Here is a 21,045-nt window from a genome sequence, read left to right as displayed (position 1 = left end):
CAGATGCGGACGAAAGCAAATTACGGCTGTCTGGACAGATTTCGGATTGCCGCCGCCCTGTTAGTCATCGCTATCCACACCTCGCCCCTGACTTCATTTCATGAAGGGGCGGATTTTTTTCTCACCAGAGTGCTGGCCCGCGTGGCCGTCCCTTTCTTCTTCATGGTGACGGGACAGTTTGTGGCGGCCGGATTCCTGCCCTCCGGCGAGGCTTCCGCCTCCCCGAAAGGAATGAACAGATTCCGCAAGTATCTGGTGAAGACTTCCCTGCTCTATCTGTTCTGCATCATTTTGTATCTGCCGATCGGCATCTATGCGGGACATTACAAAGACCTTACTGTCGGCGCCGCGCTGCGGATGCTTTTCTTTGACGGGACTTTTTATCATCTGTGGTATTTTCCGGCGTGCATTTCAGGCATTCTGCTGGTGTATCTGATGAGCCGTTTTTTAAGCCTGCGGGGCATGACAATCGTTTCTGCCGTGCTGTATGTCATTGGGCTGTTCGGGGACAGTTATTACGGGCTGGCCGCGAAAGCGCCTGCAGTGGAGGCTGTCTATGGATTCCTTTTCCAGATTTCCTCCTATACCCGCAACGGGCTGTTCCTTGCGCCGCTGTTCCTGGTGCTTGGCGCCTGGATGGCGGAGGCCGGGCAGAAGCGGAACGATGGGGCGGATTCTGAAAGGCTTCTGTTTTTCTGCTCCCTGTTCGCCCTCTCCTTTGCCCTTATGACCGGGGAGGCATTCCTTCTGCGGCATTTTGAACTGCAGCGGCATGACAGCATGTATCTGATGCTGATTCCTGTCATGTTCTTCCTGTATCGGATTCTGCAGAGCATCCCTAAAAAATCCAGCGGCATTTTTCGCGCGGCCGCTACCTGGATTTATATGCTGCACCCTGCCTTTATCGTGGTGGTCAGAGGCATCGCCAGGCCCCTGCGGCTGACGGAGCTGCTGGTGGACAACAGCTTTGTGCATTACCTGGCGGTGGCGGCGCTGTCTGTCATCGCAGGCTTTGCCATGGCGTGGCTGCAAGAGAGGCGGCAGTCCGGGCGCCGGGGTTCCCATGAAGCCGGCAGCCGGACGGTTCCCGCCGCACGCGGCAGGAAACAGGCTATCTCAGCTGCTTCCGGTGACGCATGGGACGGGGATGACGTTATTTCGTCCGAAAATGAATTTTATTCAGATTCCGCGGAATTTGACGACTCTTATTCAGATGCATCCAACGAAGAAGATTGGGACAGCCTGTACCCGGAAGAGGTTATGGCGGAAGAAGAAACAGATAATGCTTATCCGGATAATTCCTATCCGGAATCTTTCCCAGAGGAAGCGCGTTCAGAGGAGCCGTATCAGGAAGAGCCCTATGGGGGAGAGGATTCAGAGGAATCTCATCCGGAAGCGGCTTACGGAGAACAGGCGAGAAGCGCTCCCTCCGCACAAAGCCCGGCTTTCTCCCATGAGAAATCCCCCGCCTCCCGGGCCTGGATTGAAGTGGACTCCAGGGCCCTTGCCCACAATGTCGAGGCACTCCGCTCCAGACTTCCGGAGCGCTGCCGCCTGATGCCCGCCGTCAAGGCGGACGGCTACGGCCACGGAGCCGTCCTCATCTCCAGGCAGCTGAACCTCCTGGGAGTAGACGCTTTCTGCGTGGCCTGCGTCGAGGAGGCCATCGAGCTGCGCGAAGCGGGCATCCAGGGCGAAATCCTGATACTGGGCTACACCCCGCCCGAAGACTTCCCGCTGCTTGTCCGCTACCGTTTGATTCAGACCGTCATAGACTACCCTTACGCCAGGCAGCTGAATCAGGCAGAGGCGGACATCCATGTCCACATCGGCATCGACACCGGCATGCACCGCTTAGGGATACGCTGCGAAGATATAGAGGAAATCACAGCCGTCTGCGAACTGCGGCACATTGTCATTGACGGGCTTTTCACCCATCTGTGCGCCTCCGACTCGCCCCTCCCGGAGCACAGGGCTTTCACCGAAGCCCAGGTCAGCGCCTTTTATCAGGTGGTAGATTATTTAAAGGCGGAAGGCTATCCCTGCCCCAGCCTCCATCTGCTGGCCAGCTACGGCCTCCTGACTCTGCTCCAGGGCCGCGGCAATCCCTCCGGAAATCAATCCCTGCGGTTCGCTGAGAGACGGGTCGCCGCAAAAGAGCTGAAACTGGCTGCCGATTACGTCCGCCCGGGCATCGCCCTCTATGGGCTCCTGAGCTCCGAAGCGGACACCCTGCCCTGGAAAGGCATTCTGGAGCCTGTCCTTTCCCTGAAAGCGAAAGTCACCTCCCTGAGGCCCCTCTACGCCGGGGAGGCCGCGGGCTACGGCGCCGCCTTTACCGCCAGGCAGGATATGCGGATTGCCGCCATCTCCATCGGCTACGCGGACGGCCTGCCCAGGGAGCTCTCCTACGGAAAGGGCAGCGTTCTGATCCGCGGCAGTAAAGCGCCCATCATCGGCAGAATCTGCATGGATCAGACCATCGTGGATGTCAGCGGGATTTCCCACATCCAGCCCGGAGATACCGCCGTCATCATAGGCGTATCCGGGGAGGAGGAAATCACCGCAGGCCAGATAGCGGAACAGTGCGGCACCATCAGCAACGAAATCCTCAGCCGCCTTGGCGCAAGGCTGGACAGGGTGCTTTTATAAAACAAATATAAAATTTTGCCATGCCCCTTGACTTTTGTCTGCAACCGTTTATAATGAAAACAGTAATCACTACTATTTTTGGAAAACAGTGCAAGGCAGACTGCGCCGAAGAGAGGAGTGTCGGATGGCTGCACGGAAGCATAGCAGGCAGCGGGATTCGATTCTGCAATTTCTTATGACAAGAAAAGACCACCCCACTGCAGATATCATTTATATGAATGTCCGGCAGCGCAATCCCAGCATCAGTCTCGGCACAGTATACCGCAATCTCACGCTTCTGGCTGAGAACGGAGAGATCAAGCGGCTGAATATGGGAGACGGGGTAGACCATTTCGATGCGGACACTTCTCCCCACTACCATCTGTTTTGTGAGAAATGCGGCGGCGTAGTGGATTTGAAGATGGAGGATATAGACTCTGTCATAGAAAAAGCAGCCGCGCATTTTGACGGACATGTGGCCGGGCATGTGACATATTTTTACGGCACCTGCAGCCGCTGCATGGAGTCCGGGGATTTTTGAGACAAGCTATCAGATATTCTTTAAAAGAAAAGGAGATAAATAGTATGAAGTATGTATGTCAAGTATGCGGTTATGTTCACGAGGGCGACAATCCGCCCGCAGAGTGCCCTATCTGCCATGCTCCCGCTGAGAAATTCACCGCTCAGGCAGGGGAGAAGACCTGGGCCGCGGAGCATGTTGTAGGCGTTGCGCAGGGCGTTCCCGAGGATATCATCAAGGATCTCCGCGCTAACTTCGAGGGCGAGTGCTCTGAGGTGGGTATGTATCTGGCTATGGCGAGAGTGGCCCACAGAGAGGGTTATCCCGAAATTGGCCTGTACTGGGAGAAAGCCGCTTACGAAGAGGCAGAGCATGCCGCGAAGTTCGCAGAGCTGCTGGGTGAAGTCGTAACCGATTCCACCAAGAAGAACCTGGAGATGAGAGTGGACGCCGAGAACGGCGCTACCGCCGGCAAGTTCGATCTCGCCAAGAGAGCCAAGGCTGCCAATCTGGATGCTATCCATGATACCGTTCATGAGATGGCAAGGGATGAGGCCAGACACGGAAAGGCATTTGAGGGTCTGCTGAAGAGATACTTTGGCTAAACATTTCAAAACTAATAAAGGAGGCTGATTCATATGCAGAAGTATTTTTGTAATCCCTGTGGATATACTTATGATCCCGAGAAAGGCGATCCCGAGCACGGCATCAAGCCCGGCACCGCTTTTGAGGATCTTCCCGCTGACTGGTGCTGCCCTATCTGCGGCGTGACCAAGGACATGTTCCAGCCCTGCATCGACAACTACAATTAAGTACGAAAAAGAGCCGTTTTCCAGACGGCTCTTTTTTGCATGCACACCGCTTCACTGCCCGAACTCCCTCTCATGCTTCATGAAAAAATCAAAATACATCCTGACTCCCTCCAGCTGCGTCCACCGTTTTACATCCACCACATCCTCGTCCATGTCGTAAATCTTCGCCCCGCGCATGGCCAGCAGGAACGGCGAATGGGTGGATATGACGAACTGGCAGCCGAAGAAGCGCGCGGAATCCTCCAAAAACTTCGCAAACTCCTGCTGTCGCAAGGCCGAAAGGCTGTTCTCCGGCTCGTCCAGAAGATACAGGCCGTTCTCCTGAATCTTCTCGGAAAAATAAAGAAAGGCGCTCTCGCCGTTGGAATGTTCCCGCACATTGTCCATAAGATTGTTTCTTACATACCTGGACTGAGTCTTGCGGCGGGCCATCTGAACCTTTTTCAGCTGCTCATAGTCCTCCAAAGACTTCATCTGGAAATGGGAATATTTATTCTCAAGGTATTCCTCGAACAGTTCCTCCCGCTTCTGGCTGATACCATCGTTCAGGCATCTGAGGTTCAGGACGAAGTCGAAGACATCGTCGCTGGTGATGATTCTGCTGTTCTCCGAAACAGGCTCCCGCATCTCGAAATCGCACATTTTCAGGTAGTCCTCAAAGAAATTGGAGCGATTGTACACGGATTCCCTTGTGATTCCCAGCTTCTGGGCAACCACATTCAGCGCTGTGGTCTTTCCGGAACCGTTCCCGCCGTACAGAATCGTAATCGGCTCAAAATCCAGCATTCGCAAGCCATGCCCGGACAGGACCTGAAAGGGATAGAAACTGTCATAGCAGGTCCTCTTTATCCCCATCAGGAAATCGTATTCCCGCTCTATGTCCGGAAAGGAAAATTGTGACAGATATATCATTTCATCAGTTCCTTCAATTCCTCCAGAAGTTCCAAGTCCGACTGCTGCACCTTAATATTCGTTGTGATGGGCTCTTCCCCCGGCCTGGTGACTCTCAGTTCAATCACTGTCCCCTCCTCTATCTGTCTGGAAAAGACTGCTTTCAGAAAAGCGCTGAACTTCGGATGATTGCGGTTGAATTGATTTCTCGCCCCCATAAGCTTCAGCATCGAAGCAGCGTTCATGCCATTCATACCGTTCATTGATTTCCTCCCGCAACAGTATTTTATAATCTATTTTATAATCTTCTATTTAAAATTTTTTGCCACTTGTATAAACAGACAAGATATGGTAAAATAAGAATCGAGAATACAAGGACGTAATAATATCGGTGTACCACCACAGGAAGCTGGCACTTCCTGTGGCAAGGTTGGTAGTTGGCTACCACACGATACAGAACGAGTCTGCGATACACGCAAAATTATTATAACGCATTTGTGGTAAAATTACAATGCCTTTTGCGGCGTACGGGACTGGACCATCTGTAAGCCTTATGATATACACGAGGTGAAAAGTGTGGACGCATGCTTGACACCTCGTTCTTGATTCTCACCTGAATATCCTTGGCGGCGGAGCGCTCTGCCGCCCGGGATGTTCTAAGTGAGACCATAGTCAAAACAGACAGGCCTGCCGTAAGGCAGGCGTAGCGTGAAAGAAGCGTCCTCGGCGCTTTTTTCACAGACAACAGCATATCCGGGGACAGGGGGAATTCAAAAATATGGCAGAAATCAACAGTCTATTCATGGATGCCGCTGAAAAAGAAGCGGCTATTTTAGGACATGGCTTTCTTTACAAATTTTTAGATGAAGGCCGTATGCGGAGCAATTTCTGTGTGCTCACAGATAAGCGGGTGTATGTCAGGGGACTATATCTCCATAATACCTACAGGGCCTATCGCCTGAAGAAAGGCGAGAGCACCCTTGATGTGAGGGATATCATCAGTTCCGGGTTTTCCACCACCAGGCTGGGCATCGTCCTTGCGCTGGAGCTGCTGTTCGTAGTCCTCCTCAGCATTGCCACAGCCTTTTTCCTGCATTTTGTGGAGATTGTGGATCACCTTTATTTTGGATGGGACTCTATTATCTGGGCCTGTTCTATCCTGCTGGCGGTAGGTCTGGTGGCAGCACCCATCTACTTTTTTTCCACTCCTTTCAAGATATTCGTGTTGGAATATGCGGGCGGTAAGATTGCCTTTCTGGCTTTTGATTATCTGGAAGACGATTTTCGGACATTCCAGCGGGAGCTGTACAGGGCAAGGGATGCTTTCGCCCCCTGTGCGCCCCGGCAGATTGAGGCCGCGGAACAGGCTGAAAGCCAGGGGCCGGAAGATGATAAAATACAAAAATTGTAAAAATTCAAAAAATTGCTTGACAGACAGGAAAGTTTGCCGTATACTAATATAAGTGCAAGCGGTTATGATTGTTTGCAGGTAATGCGATAGTGGCTCAGTTGGTAGAGCGCCACCTTGCCAAGGTGGAAATCGCGGGTTCGAGTCCCGTCTATCGCTCTTTTATTTAAAGAAAACCTCACAAAATGTGGGGTTTTTAATTTTCATATATTCTTCTGCCACATCAATGTCGCGCTTGTTCAATACCTTCCGTCCCAATAATATTCATCTGCTTCCTGAGCACCGCCGCCGACTTGTATCTACAATTAGCAATGTAATCAATATATTAAGCGTAAAATTATTTTTCCTCCCAAGGCTTTCAAACAATATTAGTTTCAACCACCAAAAATCTCAAAACTTGACCAAAAGGATAAAACATTATGTAAATATTGATGTTCTATACACTATATTACGAAATTTCATAAAACCCATATTCTCCTTGCAAGCCATGAAAATTAGTGCTAAACTAAGTAATGTATCTAAAGCGTCATCATAAATTGAGGAGGAAAATGAAATGAAAAAAATGAGCAAGATACTGGCCGTACTGCTGGTCTTCGTCATGGCTTTGACCATATGCGGATGCGGTGGCAGCGACAGCGGAAAAGAATTGGTAGGAACCTGGTCTCTGGACTATGACCTGGCGGATCTCCTGGCCGGAGAGATGGGCGACGACTATGCGGGCTTCAGCGCTCCGCTGATGATGTCCATCTGCTTCGAGTTCAAGGATGACAAGACTTTCACCATGTATGGTGAGCAGGAATCTTTCAAGGCCAACTTCAACACATGGCTGGACGAGTTCCTGGCTTTCAGCGCCGAAATGCTGTACAGCGAGTTCTCCAATCAGGGACTGGACAAGGCTGGCGCGGATGCCGCTTTTGAAGAGACCTACGGCAGCAGCATCGAAGATTATCTCCGCCAGACTTTCGAGAGCCAACTGGATGTAGACTCCCTGCTGAACGAGATGACCACCAGCGGCAAATACGAGACATCCGGCGACAAGCTCTACATGGCTGAATCAGGGGAAGATATCGACAAGAGCGCATACGATATCTTCACAATCAGCGGCGACACCTTGAAGCTTGAGCTTCCTTCCGGCGCTGACCCCAGCGAGGGCGAGATTCTCCCCGGTCTGCAGTACCCTCTGGAATTCAAGAAAGCAAACTAATCTATCTGTGAACCTTGCCTCGATACCATATCCTGGAGGGCTGAGCCTTGGGCGTGGGACTGCGAAACAGCAGTCTGCCCAGGGCTTTTTTATTGAAAGGAAACAGGGGCCAGAAATAGCTGAACCCGCCGAAAGTAGGCGTAGTGGCCGCAGACAGCAGCACAAGCGCCAGACAGACCAGAAATCCTCCCATACCGAAGAAACCGGTGCCCACAATCAGCAGAATCCTGTAAAGCCGCACAGCGTCGCTGAATTCCGTATCCGCAACGGCCAGCGATGCCAACAGCGTCACGGCCGCGTAGAACAGCACGTCCACAGAAGCCCAGTTCAGGCTCACCGCGATATCCCCGATTATCAGTCCCCCCACAATGGACAGAGAGCCGGAAAACTTCCCGGAGCTCAAAGAAGAGGAATACTTGAACAGGTCCAGCAGGAACTCCACCGCCAGAATATAGAAAAACAGCCTCTCTTTGGTCAGTGCCCCATCCGAAAGCAGCCCCCAGTCCATGGCCATATCCGGAAAACAAGCCGTAATCAGCAAAAACAGCGGCAGCAGAAGCAGGCTCACAGGAATGCACAAGAAACGCACCAGCCGGAAATATGTGCCCACAGAGGGGCTTTTGTAATAATCCTCCGGGCTCTGGGTGAACTGGAAAACCGTACAGGGGAGAATCAGCACAAGGGGCGAATTGTCCACCAGCACCAGGATATGCCCCTCCATCAGATAGCTGCAGGCCACGTCAGGCCGCTCCGTCATCCGTATGCTGGGCAGGGGATTCCACCAGTGCTTGTGCACCAGAAGCTCTTCCAGGCTCTTCGCCCCCATGGTCAGGGAAGTGACCTGCAGGGCATCTATCCTCTCCGCCAGCTTTTCCAGCAATTCTTCATTAACGGAATTCCGTATATACGCAACCGCCACATCCGTCTTGCTCTCCTGCCCCACGCTATGCATGGAAAAAACCAGACCCTCGGACCGCACCCGGCGGCGGATCAGGTTGGCATTGAACAATAAGGTCTCTACGAATCCGTCCCTGGCCCCCTTTGTCGCCCGCTCTAAATCCGGCTCCGCCACGCCTCTGGCGGGATAGGTGCGCACATCTATCAGTATAGCCTCTGAAAAGCCGTCCACCAGCAGGACCACCGGGCCGCTGAGCACGTTCCTGAATATGTCCTCCCAGGAACCGCACAGCGAAGCCTGGGCATATCCCAACTTTCCATCCATATACCGCACAATATCTGCCACTTTTTCGTCTTTCATGTAGGAGGCGTCCTGCAGATCGGAAAAAATCTGCTGCAGCACCTCTGTCTTGCAGAACCCGTTCAGGCCCAGAAAAAAAGCCGGAGTCTTTCCCAGATACAGATGTCTTGTCATAAAATCGAAGCTTTCCCTGACCGGCAGATGCGCTTCGATGTAGCGGATGTTCTCATCCAACACAGGAGATAAAGCCATGGCATTCCCCACCTTTCAGAAACGGTTCAGTTCGTCCCACTCATTTTCCCCTTTTTCCCGGGGGCTTATTCCTGCTTTATGAAGTTTTTGGTATTCTTGCCAGGAAAAATGATGCGATGAAAGCTATGTAGAGCGAAACAGGAAGAACTCCCGTTTCGCACAAAAGAATCTGTCAGCATTGCGGTCATCCCGCCTCACCAGAACAGCTGCACCAGCCCAAGCCCGATCAGCAGTATGCCGGAAACCGGCTCTGCCACACAGCCTGCCAGCTGAAGCCCATGGCAGCTTCCCAGACGGTTGCCGGAGGCCAGAAACAGCACGGAACAGGCAAATGTAGCGATGGCCGCAGGCACAAGGGCCAGGCCCGCCAGGCTGGCGCTCAGGCCCGCGCTCAGGTTATTCAGGGAGAGCGTCAGGCTTAAGCCGAACACTTCCGAGAGCCTTAAAGAGGCGGCTGCCTCTTTGGACTCCCGCTCTCTGTAATCCGCCGGATATCCCGCAGGCGCCGCCCTGCAGCTTTTCCAGAAAGAGGCGCCCCACTTCGCGATGTAATACAGCCCCATGAGAATCAAAATCAGGCTTCCCGCGTATGCGCTGACCGCCTCCGGCAGAAAGGAAGCCAGCCGGTGCCCCAGCCCCACGGAGAGGCAGGTCCCCAAGAGAGTGATCAGGCTGATGGCCAGATTCTGCCAGAGTCTGATGCGCACCCTGCGCAGTCCGAAACTGATTCCCACAAGCAGCGCGTCCAGGCTTGCCGAAATCCCGAACAGGAGAGAAGCGATAAGCATAAATAATCTCCCGCTTCACAAAAGTCTTCTCTCTACTATATTCGCGATTCGGAAAAAGAGTGTGCCGTCCTCTTTTCCTTAAGCCGCTCCCTCGATCAGCTGCATAATCGTCCGGATGGAATCCATCTGGCCGCTGTCGTTCATGGCGTCCCGGAAAGTCTGCCTGGAGAAATAGAGTTCGTGCACCTTATCCACCAGCAGCTCAGTGGTCAGGTCGTCCTCGTTTATCACAATGGAAAAGCCCTGAGCCTCAAAGGATCTGGCGTTGAGCAGCTGGTCCCCTCTGCTGCTGGCGGCGGGAAGCGGTATGAGGATATTGGGCTTCTTCAGCGCCAGAAGCTCGCAGATGGCATTGGCCCCCGCCCTGGAAATCACGATGTCCGCCATGGCGAACAAATCCTTCAGCTCCGCCTTGATATACTCGAACTGCTTATAGCCCGGGGTATTCAGGAGCAGATTGTCCACCTTATCCTTGCCGCACAGATGGACCACCTGAAAATCTCCCAGCAGGCTGGGCAGAGCCTCCCGGACAGCCTTGTTCACATTGGCGGCCCCAAGGCTTCCGCCGATTACCATAATGACCGGCGTGTTGGCATTGAATCCGCATAAATCCAGGCCCGCCAGCTTGTTCCCCTGGGCCAGCTCCGCCCGGATCGGGGAGCCCGTCAGCACCGCCTTGTCCTCGGGCAGAAGCTTCAGGGTCTCGGGGAAATTGCAGCATACTTTCTTGGCCACAGGGATGCATATCTTATTGGCAAGCCCCGGTGTCATATCCGATTCGTGGATGATGCTGGGAATGCCCAGAGATGCCGCTGCCCGCACCACAGGAACGGACACGAAGCCCCCTTTGGAAAAGACTACATTGGGCTGATACTCTTTCAGAAACTTCCTTGCCTCGGAAAAGCCCTTTATGACCCGGAAAGGATCCGTCAGGTTCTTCAGGTCCAGATACCGGCGGAACTTTCCCGTGGCGATGCCAACATAGGGCAAATCGAAATCCCCGATCAGCCTCTTCTCGATGCCGTCATAGGAGCCCATATAAGTAATCTCATATCCTGCTTCTTTCAGAGACGGAAGCAATGCAATATTGGGGGTAACGTGCCCTGCGCTGCCCCCGCCTGTCAAAACTATTTTTTTCATAAAATGCCTTTCGGAATTAAGATTATACTGCATAACGCTGAATACTGCCTATTGCAATCATGCGCTTGAACCAGCCGGCGTTATGCAGTCTGGTTTTACGGCAAGTGAAATCATTAAGCAGTATAAATCATCTCTTCAAGTGCCTGTGCCAGCTGATCAGGACAGGAGGTCGGTTTCATGCCGCAGCGGATGCCCTTCAGACGCGAGATGGCCTCCTGGGGCTTCATTCCCTTTACCAGAGCGCTGACGCCCTGCAGATTGCCGTGGCAGCCTCCGGTGAACTTCACGGAGTCGATGATGCCGTCCTTTAATTCGATGTCAATCTGCTGTGAGCAGGTCCCATGTGTCTTGTACTTCAATGAATCCATTTTTCTCTCTCCTTTATCTTTCCCTATTAAGGTACATTCTAACAGATTTTGCCTTATTCTGCAATCGGTTTTTGCACGCTCCCGCATCGGGAAACAGCTGTTTTCCTGTCAGAAAAACATGGAAAAATGCGATGGAAAAATCTGTAAACTTAGGTGCCTCTGCGTTATACTGAAAGCATGGCAGGCTTGTCTGCCGTGAAACCTGCAAAGCAGAGAGGAGGTACACTATGTTTCGCGTATTTCAGGAAGAAAGACTGATAACGATCTGTATGTTTACCTGTCTGGGAATCAGCATCATCCTTCGGATATTTTTAGGGCTGCTGTACCGGAATATGATAAAAGAGGCTGACAACATGGCCTCCACGAAGAACAGGCTGCTGCGGCAGTGCAAGACAAAATTCGCCAGCTGCTACGAGCTCACCGGCGGAGTGGCGAACATACCCGTTTTTGTGGACAAGTTCCTGGGCAGGATGGCGCTGGGTCCTCTGTCCTTCGACACCCTCTACCACCTGTCCGGCCAGATGATGCTCCTGTCGGTGGTCTGCTCCGGCATAGGGGTGTGCAAGAGCATCCTGGGGGGACGGACCCTGGGAGATGTGCTGCCCTTTTACATCGCCAGCTTTTTCGGCCTGTACGCCTATTTCAGCATCTCCACAGTGGTGGATGTCAGCGGCAAGAAACGAGTGCTGAAAGTGAACCTGGTGGACTATCTGGAAAACCACTTATCCCCCCGCATCGAAATCACAAGGCAGGATATCGAGATGCTGTATGGAGAATCCGTGTTTGAGGAAAAGCGGGAAAGCCGTTCTCAGAACAGAGGAAAGCGGCGCAGGAGCGGACGCGGCGCAGCCGCCAGGCCCCAGGAGCGCCGTACACTGGAGCTGATGCCCATCGGAAACAGGCTGGCCGCCGGCGGGGAGGAACTGGCGGACACGGAGGCGGGGCAAGCCGTATCCGAACCGGTGCTGACGCCGCCCCAATCCGTCGGCTCCCAATTCCAGAATCCTTCCATGGCGGGTAATTCTGCTGTGGGAGATATCTCCGCAATGACAGCCCCCTCGGCTATGGCTGGTTCTTCAAGCATGGCCGACACCTCAGCTATGGCCGACGCCTCAGCCATGGCTGACACCTCAGCCATTGTTACCGAGGAAGAGCTGGAAGCGCTGCTGAAAGAATTTTTGACTTCTTAATATGGGTGATTTTCACAATTGATTGGAAATTTTCCCAAATTGACTTGAATTTGTGATATAACTTTGCTACACTGAATTGGACATGAGCCTGCGGACAAGCGCTTCGCAGGCTTTCCTGACGGAGGAGCAAATATATGAAAATCGTGATTTTAGAGAGAAACAGCGTAGGGGCGGATATGTCCGCAGACTGTATAAGCGAACTGGGAGAAGTCACCGTTTATGACAATACTGTCACTTTAGAGGAAGTCCGGGACCGGGTCAGGGACGCGGATATCGTCATCGCCAACAAGTCGCCCCTGAGGGAGGAGACCCTGAAAGACGCGCCAAACGTGAAGCTGATCTGCGAATTCGCCACCGGCTATGACAACTGCGACCTGGACTACTGCAAATCCAGAGGTATCAAGGTGGCGAACGTGCGGGATTACTGCACAGCCATGGTTGCCCAGCATACTTTCACCATGGCGCTTGCCTTAAGCCAGAAGCTGTTCCACTATGACGCCTATGTGAAATCCGGCGCCTACAGCGCCCAGGACCGCTTTTCCAATTTCGACCTGCCTTTCTGCGAGCTGGAGGGCAAGACCTGGGGCATCGTGGGAATGGGCAATATCGGCAGGCGCGTGGCAAAGATCGCGGAGGCCTTCGGCTGCAGAGTGGTCTTCCACTCTGTCACGGGAAAAAGCTCCTGTACGGAATATCCCCGGCTGGACAAGGACACACTGCTTACAGAGTGCGATTTCCTGTCCCTGCACTGCCCCTTAAGCGACCTGTCCCGGGATTTCATCGATGCCCATGCCCTGAAAAAGATGAAAAAGACCGCCATCCTGTTGAATGTGGCCAGAGGGCCGGTGGTGAACAATGCCGATTTATATGAGGCCCTGGAAAGCGGCGAGATAGCCGCTGCCGGCCTGGATGTGGTGGAAAAGGAACCTCTGACCCCGGACAATCCTTTGAGCAGATGCAAGGACAGCGTAAAGCTCATCATCACGCCCCATCTGGCATGGGCCAGCGTGGAGGCCCGCAGGCGCTGCGTTGAGGAGGCTTATCTCAATATCGCCGCTTACCTGCGCGGAGAAGACAGGAATATCGTCAACCCTTGACGGGCCTGTTTTAACATCCGCAATACCAAAAAGCCGGCAACAGGAGGAAACCAATGATAGAGAAATGTAAAGCACTATACAAGAAATATGAGGAGATCATCGTCTACCTCATCGTGGGCGTCATGACCACCATCGTGTCCTGGGCGGCAAAGTTCCTCGCCAACGCCCTGCTCTACGACAATACTATGTACCCCACCCCCGTGCAGAATACCGTGCTCAGCACCATCAACTGGGTGACGGGCGTCATCTTCGCCTATTTCACCAACCGCAGGTTCGTCTTCAAAAGCAAGGTGCCCATGCGCCAGGATGCCCCGAAATTCGTGCTTTCCAGGGTGGCCACATGGATTCTGGACATCGTGGTGATGCAGGTGCTGACAGCCCTGAACATCAATCTGGTGGTGGCCAGCGTGATATCCGCCGTACTGGTAACCATAGCCAACTATATCTTCAGCAAATTCTTCGTCTTCAACAAGAAGAAAAAGCCGGAAGGCTCCGCATAGAATATGGCATCGTTCAAAAAGGACTTCCGCTCAGGGCAGAAGTCCTTTTATCATTTCTTTCACCAGCGCAGCGGAATGCTTCGCTGCCGCCGCCTCAAAGGTAGGGTAATCCATCTCCGCGCTGTCGTCCGCCTTGTCCGAAATGGCCCGGATGATGACGAAAGGCAGGCTATTGAGATACGCACCGTGGGCGATGGAGGCTCCCTCCATCTCCGCGCAGTCGCCGTGGAACTGTGCAATCAGGCGTTCCTTCACTTCCCTGCTGGAGATGAACTGATCGCCGCTGACCACCCGGCCATACATGACATGAATGTCAGGATTCACCTTTTCGCAGGCCTCCTTAGCCAGCTCCATCATCCGCTCATCCGCCTTGAATTCCCTAAAGCCCATCTGGGGCACCTCTCCGGGCTGATAGCCGAAAATCGCAGCGTCCATGTCGTGGTGCAGGGCGTCCCTGGATATCAGGATATCTCCGATGTCCAGATCCGCGTTCAGGGAACCTGCCACGCCGGTATTGATGACATGGGATACCCAAAATACATCTGCCAGAATCTGTACACAAAGCGCCGCGTTCACCTTTCCGATGCCGCAGCGGACAATGACCACAGGGACATCATTCAGGGTTCCCTGGAAAAAGTCCATTCCGGCTTTCTTCACCACTTCTGTCACAGTCATTTCTTTCTTCAGCTGTTCTACTTCCAGCTCCATCGCTCCGATAATGCCAATCTTTGTCATATCCTCCTCGTTTCCGCGCAGGTTTTCCTCTCTGCACCCTAAACAGTGCGGCAGTCTGCCCCCTGCGCAATCATGCTTCGCCAGTCCGCCTGCTGACAGGCAGTCATCTTATTCCGGGTAAACCAGCCTGCTGTCGTCGATTCCATAGAGCACATTGTCCAGATATCTCTTCGCCAGGTAATTGGCCATGGGCAGGTTCATGTCCAGATAATTGCCGCAGTCTTTCGGGGAGGCGCCGGGCACCTCATCCCTATAGTCCCGGATGAACTCATACATCTGAACCATCAGGGGCAGGATGTCCTTTGAGCTGTAATCCCCGGCCAGCAGCAGATAGAAGCCGGTACGGCATCCCATGGGGCCGAAATAGACGGTCCTGGGGCCGTATTCCGGGTGGTTGCGCAGGAAAGTGGCTCCCAGATGCTCAATGGTATGTACCTCCGCCGTATTCATGACAGGCTCCTCATTGGGGCTGGTCATGCGCAGGTCAAAGGTGGTAATCGTCTCTGCCCCCGCCGTGTCTTTGCGGGACACATAGACACCTGGCTGCAGTTTGATATGATCTATTGTGAAGCTTGCGATTTTTTCCATATGAGTCACATTCCTTTCTTTTCTATCTATTTCGCCGACACCGATTTTATCATGTGCGCAGCACCGCATATAATCTTTATGACCACGGCCGTTTCCTGTCCTGAATAAGGCCATTGTACCATACAGACCCGATTTTATCAAGTTCCCTCCCCCTCGAAACATTGCCCTTTTCCAGATATCCGTTAACCTCACTATTGCTTCGGCCTGAAAAAAGAGCCTCCGCTCAGGACAGAAGTCCTTTTTATCATAACAAAAAAGCAGGTGATGGGAATCGAACCCACATATCCAGCTTGGAAGGCTGGTGTTCTACCACTGAACTACACCTGCATAAGTATTGCCTGTTTAATTTATCGAATCCCAAATGCCCAGAACCGGAATCGAACCAGTGACACGAGGATTTTCAGTCCTCTGCTCTACCAACTGAGCTATCTGGGCCTGCTACATATTCCTGCGTCACAACACTGATTATTTTACACTGAAATGAAGCTTTTGTCAATACTTTTGCAAAATTTTTTTCCATCCTGCATTTTGTCAATAGTTATGCAACAACTTTTTGAAAAAATTTAGGCCAGTTTCTTGATTTCCTCTTCAAAGAGTTGGGCGGAAGTCTTAAACCCCAAAATCCCCCTGGGATAGTTGTTTATCCAGGTTTCTATATACTCTATGTCCTTATCCTGCTTTTCCTCGAAGTCCTCCCCTTTTGGTATATGGCGGCGGATAAGGCGGTTACTATTCTCGTTTGTGCCCCTCTCCCAACTGCTATATGGGTGACAATAGAAAAGAAAGGTCCGCTTTTCCCCATCATGCAAAACAGACCGTTCTAACCCCTCATAGTCCGCAAACTCCACCCCATTGTCCACGGTGATACTTCTAAAGACTTTAGGGAACATATCGCCCCATTTCCTTTCCAACCGGTCCAGGGCTTCCACTACGCTTGCCGCCTTTTGGTCTGGCATCTTAATGATGATTTCATCCCTGGTTTTACGTTCTGTTAATACAAGCATACATGACTTTGTAATGCCCTGCTTTCCCTTTACCGTGTCCATTTCCCAATGTCCAAAGGTTTCCCGGTCCTTTACTTCCTCCGGGCGGTTCTCTATGCTCTCCCCGGCGGATGCTCTTTTCTGCACCTTTACTTTCTTATTATGCTTTTTCCTCTTCCCTTTTATCGGCAGGTCCTTATTGGTTAATTTTAAGAAAATACCATTGTCTATATATCTATATAAAGTCCTCACACTGATAGAGGTCTTAAACTCAATCCCACTTTGGGTTACTGCTGCCAATGCGGCTTCCGGGCTATACTTATCGTTTACAATCTTATCCTCTATGTATTCAGCTAAAGGCATATCATTCCCAATTTTAAGACTGCGCCCCTTTCCCTGGGCGTTCCAATCATGGTTCTTTTGCCCCAAATCACTGCTATACCTCACTTCCTCGGTATAGTCACTATTTCTATGGGTATATTCTCCCCTTTTCATTTCCCGGTATATGGTGCTTCTATGAACGTGCAAATACGCCGCAACCTCCGTTACCTTATGGCCGGAATTAAGCATTGTTTCCATCTTTATCCTATCATTTTTAGTTAAATGCTTCCCCATGAAATCCATCCCTCCAAAAGAAACGGACACGGAAAGAATCCGTGCCGTCCAATGTCCTATTTTTTTACATCCTCTTTAATCTCTTCCCGGTAAGTGATTTCAATGGTGATGCAAAACGCATCTTCTAACGAATCATAAAAATATTTGTCCCTGCCGCTGTCATATCGTACTATTTTATAATTTCCGCCGGAAACCTCCGCTTCAATCTTCTGGATAGTTCCGCTTTCTATCAGCTTTTTTACCTTTGCCCTGCTGCCTTTCTTTATTTCTCCAATACATACATCACCCATAAAGGCTTGAATAGGTTCTACCCCCCCCGAACAAAAGTTCTATTTTTCCGCACAATTCATATTCATAGATTTTTTCATCTTCCAGGCCGCTTTCTATGATTTCCTTTTTGGAAAGTTTATAGTCCTCGTTTTCCTCCACAAGTTCCATAATATCTTTCATGTGGGCTTCTACATTATCCAGTTTATGCCGCTGTGTCTTGATTATCCCTTTTGGCCTTTTTGGCTCTTCCTGGGGCGGTGGTGTCGGTGTTGGCTCTTCCTGCTTTTTAGAGAATAGATTTTTTAAAATTCCCATGTTAAGTTCCTCCCTTTGCATGAATCTGTGATTTTGCATACCGCAAGCGGCCATCCGTCCGTATCACGCCCTACGGCTTTATAGGATGACTGCTTGCAATATACCGGGTGTTATCGTACAACCTTTTAAACGCCGGATAACTTCACCGGGGCGTGGCATGGTTTTCTAGTTCCCGGCCTACCTGGGAAGAATAGGCGTGTACGCTTCCCTGGTAGGTACTTTTTGCACCAGTGCAACCCATCAACAGTTTGTAGGGGCTTTGGACCCTCACGCCGCCCATGGTCAGCATGGCCGTTTTAGTTGCTCCCGGCGGCTGTCCTGCTGCCGGGGCGGCATCTTAAACCAGGCCCATCCTTGCATCAATGGCCTGGGTGATATATTGACTTACACTTTGTCCTGCTGCCGCTGCGGCTTCCGTTATGACCGCCTTTTTCCCTTTCGGAACCTTAATTTCTATACGGTCATAGTTTTTCTTGTTAAATTCATTCTGATAAGCAATCTGGTTAAACTCTCCGCTTTTTGCTCTTGGCATACGTCCCAACCTTTCTTCCGGCAAATTCACGCTTCCTTTCCCTTGCCAAATAGTGTATAATTGCACTTAGCAGATTGGGCGGCTTTGGCAAGTCCACCGCCCTTTCTGGTTCCCTTTGGTCTTACTTGTTAAGTAAGGCTTTTACTTTTTCCTTTGCTTCCGCAAGGTCTTTACAGTCATTCAAGATTTCAAGAATCTTTCTTGTTTGGTTTTCCTCAACGACTTCTTTTAACAGTTCGCTTGTGTTCATTTCTTCGTCCATATGCTCTTCCTTTCTATGCTTGCCCATGTATTTGTTAAGTATCTCCCTTAACTGTCTTTATTATATAACATATGTCGGCATATGTCAACACATATTCCGACATATTCCTAAAAATTTTTCACGAAAAAGGAACACGCCTATTTTGACGTGTTCCCTATCTTGTGACATATCATTATTCCTTGCTTTGGCCTTGTTTATCTCCAAAAGGCGGTTGTTTTACAGATTATTTCAATAACCCGTTTACCTTATCCTGGACGGCCCGGTAATCATACCCGGCGGCTTCCAGGCGTTTCTTTCTCTCCGTTCCATTTCCCCATTTCCCGGCAATCACTTCCTTTGCAACTTCCGTCACGCTCTTTGTGGGTTTTTCTTTCCCTTTCAGTAAAGCGTTTACCTGGTCCTGGACGGCCCGGTAATCATACCCGGCGGCTTCCAGGCGTTTCTTGCGTTCTTCACCGTTTCCCCATGCTCCGGCAATCACTTCCTTTGCAACGGCGGCCACGGTCTTTGCTCCGCTTCCGGCGGCATCCGCTCCGCTTTCCTTGGCATACCTGGGAACGCCATATCCCCTTATGTAACGGCTATCCACGGCCAGGACCCGGCGGCCAACTGCATTGTTTTTATTGCCCTCAATGACGGTAATCTTTCCGCCCTCCACGCTCTCAACAATTCCCACATGGTCCGGCCATCCCGTGCAATCCCCGGCCCCGGAATCGTCCCAATCATAGAAAATCACATCCCCAGGGGACGGCGTTCTGCTATCGCTTTCCTGCCATTCCCCCTTGGCACGGAATAATTCTATCATCTGGCCGCATCCGCACTCGGTTGGGATAATTTCCGTCAAGCCGCATTTTATAGCAACGGCAGAAACAAAGGTCGCACACCAGGCATCCGTATACTTTACCCTGTAACCCCTAGCAAGCGGCGTGTGGCCGTTGTATACGTCTATGATTCCCTTGTGGGTCCCGTCCGCTTCATTCCTGCCAATCCATTCCCTTGCCTGGGCCAGTGCGGCACTTGCTGTCTTTGCCATTCCCATTTCCCCTTTCACGTCATATTGCCGTAAATCATACTGTGAAACAATCCGCATGATATTTTCCACATACTTGCTGCTTGTGGCGTACCCGTCCGCCTTGATTGTTTCCAGGTATTCCGCCGGGTCCGTAATGCCTTTAAGGTTCTGGTATCTTTCCAGTTGGATGAAATCAAAATACCCTTTCACGCCCTCTTCCATGCTGCCATATACCCGGAAATTGTCCTTAATCTGCGTAATGGTTCCCGGCGTGTACTCTTCCATAGTTTTAAGGTTTACGCTTTTCCCGGTCCACCTTGTCCCACATTTCAGCCCAAAATAATTATGGTACACCGCCGCCAGACGGCTTTCCCCCCATCCACTTTCCAGGACTGCCTGGGCTATAATTGGGCTGTGTACTGCAATCCCATGGGCGGCGGCGTATTTCTGCACATACCCGGCAATCTTTTTGATGAAATCCTGCTTTTCCATTCCTTACACTTCCTTTTCCGCATCCTCGATTTCCACGCCTACTTCAATCCCGGCGTTGGCCGAATCCGTCAAACCCTCTCCAATGATATAGGCCACAACGGATGCCCCGGCCATGATAAGTGCCGTTACCTGGGCGGCGGTGTTTTCCGTCCCTCCCGTGGCAACAATCATCATGGAAACAAAGGAAGCTGCCGCCGTCCATAACTTACGGCTTGTAAGTTTCCTTACCCAATTTACATTTTTCATTGTCTGTTTCTCCTTTCGCTTTTCTTTTATTTCCAAACCCTTTTTGGGTGTGGATTCCTTTTAATAAATCCCCCGGATGCCCTGCTCCGTTAAGAAGTCCTTTTGTTCATGCTTTATTTCCCTGGCATACTGCAAGGCGGCTTCCGTTTCCCCGTTTGCGTGCCCGTTCTTTAGGGCCGTGGCGGTTGCTTCCCCCAGTGAGATTGATGCCATCACGCTTTTAATGATTAAGACTTCGCTTTTCTCCCGGATTTTTTCTTTTTCCTCCGTTTCTTTCTGCTGCTTCTTGATTTTCTCTTCAATGAGCCAAAAGCAGAAACCAGTTACCGCACTCGGAATACTCATTGCAAGAATCAGTGTTTGTAAATCCATTTTCTTACCCTCCATAAATAGCTTTATCCGTATCATACCGCCCATGGCGTTCAAATTCTGACCCACTTATGCCGGAACCAAAATGCCGCTTTCCCTCTGCTCCCACTCCCAAAACAGCAATTCATATTCTATGGCCTTTGTAACGTGGTAGGTGTCGGCGTGCCCCATGTGTCCCAGGCGGCTTTTATATTTCCGCTCAAAGGCTTCACGGTCCAGTTCCCCGGCTTCCAGGTGCTTCACGTCATTTTTCAGCCGCCGGACGGATGCCTTTCTGACTTTCCTATATTCCGGGTGGTGGATATAGCCGCAAAAATCAATTCCATTTCCGGCATACAGAATGGTGCTTTTGGGATTCACATGCAATTTCATTTCCTCTTCCAAAAACTCTTCAATCCGTTTCACCCATTCCTTTAGCTGTGCCAGGTCCGGGGAAAGGATGATAAAGTCATCCATGTATCGGATGTAATACTTGATATGCAAGGTATGTTTCACGAACTTGTCCAGGCGGTTCCCGTACACATTGGCAAATAATTGTGATGTAAGATTTCCCACGGGGATGCCCACGCCGTCCGGCAATATCCCGTTCTTGTCAATGATACTGTCCATAAGGAAGAGGGCTTTCTT

26 protein-coding genes and 3 tRNA genes are annotated in these 21,045 nt (G+C 51.3%); 10 read left to right on the top strand and 19 right to left on the bottom strand.

Going from position 1 to position 21,045, the window contains the following annotated elements:
* Window positions 1-3: 3 nt before the first annotated feature.
* The 4 genes from alr to rd all read left to right on the top strand — a co-directional run bounded on the left by alr (window position 4) and on the right by rd (window position 3,963).
* The gene (gene alr, locus NFS35_RS09405) at window positions 4-2,652 is read left to right on the top strand and encodes an alanine racemase (RefSeq protein ID WP_251206868.1); all 2,649 of its coding nucleotides are present in this window, start codon (window positions 4-6) and stop codon (window positions 2,650-2,652) included.
* Window positions 2,653-2,776: 124 nt separating this feature from the next.
* Window positions 2,777-3,172 carry a Fur family transcriptional regulator gene (locus tag NFS35_RS09400; RefSeq protein WP_251206867.1) on the top strand — a complete coding sequence of 132 codons (396 nt, stop codon included), beginning with the start codon at window positions 2,777-2,779 and terminating at the stop codon, window positions 3,170-3,172.
* 44 nt (window positions 3,173-3,216) lie between these two features.
* Window positions 3,217-3,756 carry an NADH peroxidase gene (locus tag NFS35_RS09395; protein WP_251206866.1) on the top strand — a complete coding sequence of 180 codons (540 nt, stop codon included), beginning with the start codon at window positions 3,217-3,219 and terminating at the stop codon, window positions 3,754-3,756.
* 33 nt (window positions 3,757-3,789) lie between these two features.
* Entirely contained in the window at window positions 3,790-3,963 is a 174-nt protein-coding gene (rd, locus tag NFS35_RS09390; RefSeq protein WP_251206865.1) for a rubredoxin, read from the top strand.
* A gap of 51 nt (window positions 3,964-4,014) precedes the next feature.
* Here the strand turns inward: rd and NFS35_RS09385 are convergent, their stop codons facing one another.
* Together NFS35_RS09385 and NFS35_RS09380 are read right to left on the bottom strand one after the other, a co-directional pair.
* Window positions 4,015-4,875: an AAA family ATPase gene (locus tag NFS35_RS09385; protein ID WP_251206864.1), complete on the bottom strand. Its 861-nt coding sequence runs from the start codon at window positions 4,873-4,875 to the stop codon at window positions 4,015-4,017.
* On the bottom strand, window positions 4,872-5,117 hold the full coding sequence (locus tag NFS35_RS09380; RefSeq protein WP_251206863.1) for a hypothetical protein: 246 nt from the start codon (window positions 5,115-5,117) through the stop codon (window positions 4,872-4,874). Before NFS35_RS09380 ends, NFS35_RS09385 begins: the two co-directional genes overlap by 4 nt.
* Before the next feature lie 515 nt (window positions 5,118-5,632).
* Here NFS35_RS09380 and NFS35_RS09375 point away from each other — a divergent pair.
* From NFS35_RS09375 to NFS35_RS09365, 3 genes are all read left to right on the top strand, one after another.
* Complete coding sequence (locus NFS35_RS09375; RefSeq protein WP_251206862.1) at window positions 5,633-6,265, top strand: hypothetical protein; 633 nt, start codon at window positions 5,633-5,635, stop codon at window positions 6,263-6,265.
* An 83-nt stretch (window positions 6,266-6,348) separates the two neighbouring features.
* Window positions 6,349-6,421, top strand: a tRNA-Gly gene (locus tag NFS35_RS09370).
* 394 nt (window positions 6,422-6,815) lie between these two features.
* Window positions 6,816-7,466 (top strand): hypothetical protein, encoded by a 651-nt coding sequence (locus NFS35_RS09365; protein ID WP_251206861.1) that lies wholly within the window; start codon window positions 6,816-6,818, stop codon window positions 7,464-7,466.
* 1 nt (window position 7,467) lies between these two features.
* Here the strand turns inward: NFS35_RS09365 and NFS35_RS09360 are convergent, their stop codons facing one another.
* From NFS35_RS09360 to NFS35_RS09345, 4 genes are all read right to left on the bottom strand, one after another.
* A complete protein-coding gene (locus tag NFS35_RS09360) occupies window positions 7,468-8,916 on the bottom strand; it encodes a spore germination protein (RefSeq protein WP_251206860.1) in 1,449 nt (482 codons plus the stop codon).
* Between the two features lie 194 nt (window positions 8,917-9,110).
* A complete protein-coding gene (locus tag NFS35_RS09355) occupies window positions 9,111-9,704 on the bottom strand; it encodes a manganese efflux pump MntP (protein WP_251206859.1) in 594 nt (197 codons plus the stop codon).
* A 78-nt stretch (window positions 9,705-9,782) separates the two neighbouring features.
* A complete protein-coding gene (locus NFS35_RS09350) occupies window positions 9,783-10,844 on the bottom strand; it encodes an undecaprenyldiphospho-muramoylpentapeptide beta-N-acetylglucosaminyltransferase (RefSeq protein WP_251206858.1) in 1,062 nt (353 codons plus the stop codon).
* Window positions 10,845-10,957: 113 nt separating this feature from the next.
* Window positions 10,958-11,203, bottom strand: coding sequence for a TIGR03905 family TSCPD domain-containing protein (locus NFS35_RS09345; RefSeq protein WP_251206997.1), 246 nt, complete (start codon window positions 11,201-11,203; stop codon window positions 10,958-10,960).
* Window positions 11,204-11,439: 236 nt separating this feature from the next.
* On the opposite strand from NFS35_RS09345, the gene NFS35_RS09340 reads away from it, so the two are divergent.
* The 3 genes from NFS35_RS09340 (at window position 11,440) to NFS35_RS09330 (ending at window position 13,999) form a co-directional block, all read left to right on the top strand.
* Window positions 11,440-12,402 (top strand): hypothetical protein, encoded by a 963-nt coding sequence (locus NFS35_RS09340; protein WP_251206857.1) that lies wholly within the window; start codon window positions 11,440-11,442, stop codon window positions 12,400-12,402.
* 134 nt (window positions 12,403-12,536) lie between these two features.
* Entirely contained in the window at window positions 12,537-13,499 is a 963-nt protein-coding gene (locus NFS35_RS09335; RefSeq protein WP_251206856.1) for a D-2-hydroxyacid dehydrogenase, read from the top strand.
* 53 nt (window positions 13,500-13,552) lie between these two features.
* The gene (locus NFS35_RS09330) at window positions 13,553-13,999 is read left to right on the top strand and encodes a GtrA family protein (protein WP_251206855.1); all 447 of its coding nucleotides are present in this window, start codon (window positions 13,553-13,555) and stop codon (window positions 13,997-13,999) included.
* Window positions 14,000-14,029: 30 nt separating this feature from the next.
* On the opposite strand, the gene NFS35_RS09325 is transcribed toward NFS35_RS09330, so the two are convergent.
* The 13 genes from NFS35_RS09325 to NFS35_RS09265 form a co-directional block, all read right to left on the bottom strand.
* Complete coding sequence (locus NFS35_RS09325) at window positions 14,030-14,734, bottom strand: 5'-methylthioadenosine/adenosylhomocysteine nucleosidase (RefSeq protein ID WP_251206854.1); 705 nt, start codon at window positions 14,732-14,734, stop codon at window positions 14,030-14,032.
* A 108-nt stretch (window positions 14,735-14,842) separates the two neighbouring features.
* Window positions 14,843-15,322 (bottom strand): S-ribosylhomocysteine lyase, encoded by a 480-nt coding sequence (locus tag NFS35_RS09320; RefSeq protein ID WP_251206853.1) that lies wholly within the window; start codon window positions 15,320-15,322, stop codon window positions 14,843-14,845.
* Between the two features lie 256 nt (window positions 15,323-15,578).
* Window positions 15,579-15,649: transfer RNA gene (locus NFS35_RS09315), tRNA-Gly, on the bottom strand.
* Window positions 15,650-15,684: 35 nt separating this feature from the next.
* Window positions 15,685-15,757 (bottom strand) — tRNA-Phe (locus tag NFS35_RS09310).
* Between the two features lie 128 nt (window positions 15,758-15,885).
* Window positions 15,886-16,920 (bottom strand): IS30 family transposase, encoded by a 1,035-nt coding sequence (locus NFS35_RS09305; protein ID WP_172530966.1) that lies wholly within the window; start codon window positions 16,918-16,920, stop codon window positions 15,886-15,888.
* Window positions 16,921-16,976: 56 nt separating this feature from the next.
* Entirely contained in the window at window positions 16,977-17,210 is a 234-nt protein-coding gene (locus NFS35_RS09300; protein ID WP_172530967.1) for a hypothetical protein, read from the bottom strand.
* Window positions 17,203-17,505 carry a hypothetical protein gene (locus NFS35_RS09295; RefSeq protein WP_251206852.1) on the bottom strand — a complete coding sequence of 101 codons (303 nt, stop codon included), beginning with the start codon at window positions 17,503-17,505 and terminating at the stop codon, window positions 17,203-17,205. The genes NFS35_RS09300 and NFS35_RS09295 overlap by 8 nt, the downstream gene beginning before the upstream one ends.
* 337 nt (window positions 17,506-17,842) lie before the next feature.
* The gene (locus NFS35_RS09290; RefSeq protein WP_251206851.1) at window positions 17,843-18,061 is read right to left on the bottom strand and encodes a type II toxin -antitoxin system TacA 1-like antitoxin; all 219 of its coding nucleotides are present in this window, start codon (window positions 18,059-18,061) and stop codon (window positions 17,843-17,845) included.
* 97 nt (window positions 18,062-18,158) lie between these two features.
* Complete coding sequence (locus NFS35_RS09285; protein WP_251206850.1) at window positions 18,159-18,299, bottom strand: protein phosphatase; 141 nt, start codon at window positions 18,297-18,299, stop codon at window positions 18,159-18,161.
* Between the two features lie 223 nt (window positions 18,300-18,522).
* Window positions 18,523-19,803, bottom strand: a complete 1,281-nt coding sequence (locus NFS35_RS09280) for a glucosaminidase domain-containing protein (protein WP_251206849.1) — start codon at window positions 19,801-19,803, stop codon at window positions 18,523-18,525.
* A gap of 3 nt (window positions 19,804-19,806) precedes the next feature.
* The gene (locus NFS35_RS09275; protein ID WP_135990101.1) at window positions 19,807-20,049 is read right to left on the bottom strand and encodes a hypothetical protein; all 243 of its coding nucleotides are present in this window, start codon (window positions 20,047-20,049) and stop codon (window positions 19,807-19,809) included.
* 60 nt (window positions 20,050-20,109) lie between these two features.
* Window positions 20,110-20,421, bottom strand: a complete 312-nt coding sequence (locus NFS35_RS09270) for a serine/threonine protein kinase (protein WP_251206848.1) — start codon at window positions 20,419-20,421, stop codon at window positions 20,110-20,112.
* Between the two features lie 66 nt (window positions 20,422-20,487).
* On the bottom strand, window positions 20,488-21,045 hold a 558-nt coding region (locus NFS35_RS09265), incomplete at its 5' end, for an RNA-directed DNA polymerase (RefSeq protein WP_251206847.1).

Origin of the sequence: Acetatifactor aquisgranensis (assembly GCF_943193215.1) — a bacterium.
Taxonomy (GTDB): domain Bacteria; phylum Bacillota; class Clostridia; order Lachnospirales; family Lachnospiraceae; genus Acetatifactor; species Acetatifactor aquisgranensis.
The sequence above is the reverse complement of the archived record's forward strand: the minus strand, read 5'-3'. Positions and strand labels throughout refer to the sequence as shown.

Bases quoted from the DNA above. Each gene is read 5' to 3' on its own strand.
- NFS35_RS09365 (WP_251206861.1), top strand. From the start codon at position 6,816: ATGAAAAAAATGAGCAAGATACTGGCCGTACTGCTGGTCTTCGTCATG.
- NFS35_RS09275 (WP_135990101.1), bottom strand. From the start codon at position 20,049: ATGAAAAATGTAAATTGGGTAAGGAAACTTACAAGCCGTAAGTTATGG.
- NFS35_RS09270 (WP_251206848.1), bottom strand. From the start codon at position 20,421: ATGGATTTACAAACACTGATTCTTGCAATGAGTATTCCGAGTGCGGTA.
- NFS35_RS09325 (WP_251206854.1), bottom strand. From the start codon at position 14,734: ATGACAAAGATTGGCATTATCGGAGCGATGGAGCTGGAAGTAGAACAG.
- alr (WP_251206868.1), top strand. From the start codon at position 4: ATGCGGACGAAAGCAAATTACGGCTGTCTGGACAGATTTCGGATTGCC.
- NFS35_RS09295 (WP_251206852.1), bottom strand. From the start codon at position 17,505: ATGGGAATTTTAAAAAATCTATTCTCTAAAAAGCAGGAAGAGCCAACA.
- NFS35_RS09280 (WP_251206849.1), bottom strand. From the start codon at position 19,803: ATGGAAAAGCAGGATTTCATCAAAAAGATTGCCGGGTATGTGCAGAAA.
- NFS35_RS09305 (WP_172530966.1), bottom strand. From the start codon at position 16,920: ATGGGGAAGCATTTAACTAAAAATGATAGGATAAAGATGGAAACAATG.
- NFS35_RS09375 (WP_251206862.1), top strand. From the start codon at position 5,633: ATGGCAGAAATCAACAGTCTATTCATGGATGCCGCTGAAAAAGAAGCG.
- NFS35_RS09360 (WP_251206860.1), bottom strand. From the start codon at position 8,916: ATGGCTTTATCTCCTGTGTTGGATGAGAACATCCGCTACATCGAAGCG.
- rd (WP_251206865.1), top strand. From the start codon at position 3,790: ATGCAGAAGTATTTTTGTAATCCCTGTGGATATACTTATGATCCCGAG.
- NFS35_RS09350 (WP_251206858.1), bottom strand. From the start codon at position 10,844: ATGAAAAAAATAGTTTTGACAGGCGGGGGCAGCGCAGGGCACGTTACC.
- NFS35_RS09400 (WP_251206867.1), top strand. From the start codon at position 2,777: ATGGCTGCACGGAAGCATAGCAGGCAGCGGGATTCGATTCTGCAATTT.
- NFS35_RS09385 (WP_251206864.1), bottom strand. From the start codon at position 4,875: ATGATATATCTGTCACAATTTTCCTTTCCGGACATAGAGCGGGAATAC.
- NFS35_RS09335 (WP_251206856.1), top strand. From the start codon at position 12,537: ATGAAAATCGTGATTTTAGAGAGAAACAGCGTAGGGGCGGATATGTCC.
- NFS35_RS09320 (WP_251206853.1), bottom strand. From the start codon at position 15,322: ATGGAAAAAATCGCAAGCTTCACAATAGATCATATCAAACTGCAGCCA.
- NFS35_RS09340 (WP_251206857.1), top strand. From the start codon at position 11,440: ATGTTTCGCGTATTTCAGGAAGAAAGACTGATAACGATCTGTATGTTT.
- NFS35_RS09380 (WP_251206863.1), bottom strand. From the start codon at position 5,117: ATGAACGGTATGAATGGCATGAACGCTGCTTCGATGCTGAAGCTTATG.
- NFS35_RS09395 (WP_251206866.1), top strand. From the start codon at position 3,217: ATGAAGTATGTATGTCAAGTATGCGGTTATGTTCACGAGGGCGACAAT.
- NFS35_RS09285 (WP_251206850.1), bottom strand. From the start codon at position 18,299: ATGGACGAAGAAATGAACACAAGCGAACTGTTAAAAGAAGTCGTTGAG.
- NFS35_RS09330 (WP_251206855.1), top strand. From the start codon at position 13,553: ATGATAGAGAAATGTAAAGCACTATACAAGAAATATGAGGAGATCATC.
- NFS35_RS09355 (WP_251206859.1), bottom strand. From the start codon at position 9,704: ATGCTTATCGCTTCTCTCCTGTTCGGGATTTCGGCAAGCCTGGACGCG.
- NFS35_RS09300 (WP_172530967.1), bottom strand. From the start codon at position 17,210: ATGGGTGATGTATGTATTGGAGAAATAAAGAAAGGCAGCAGGGCAAAG.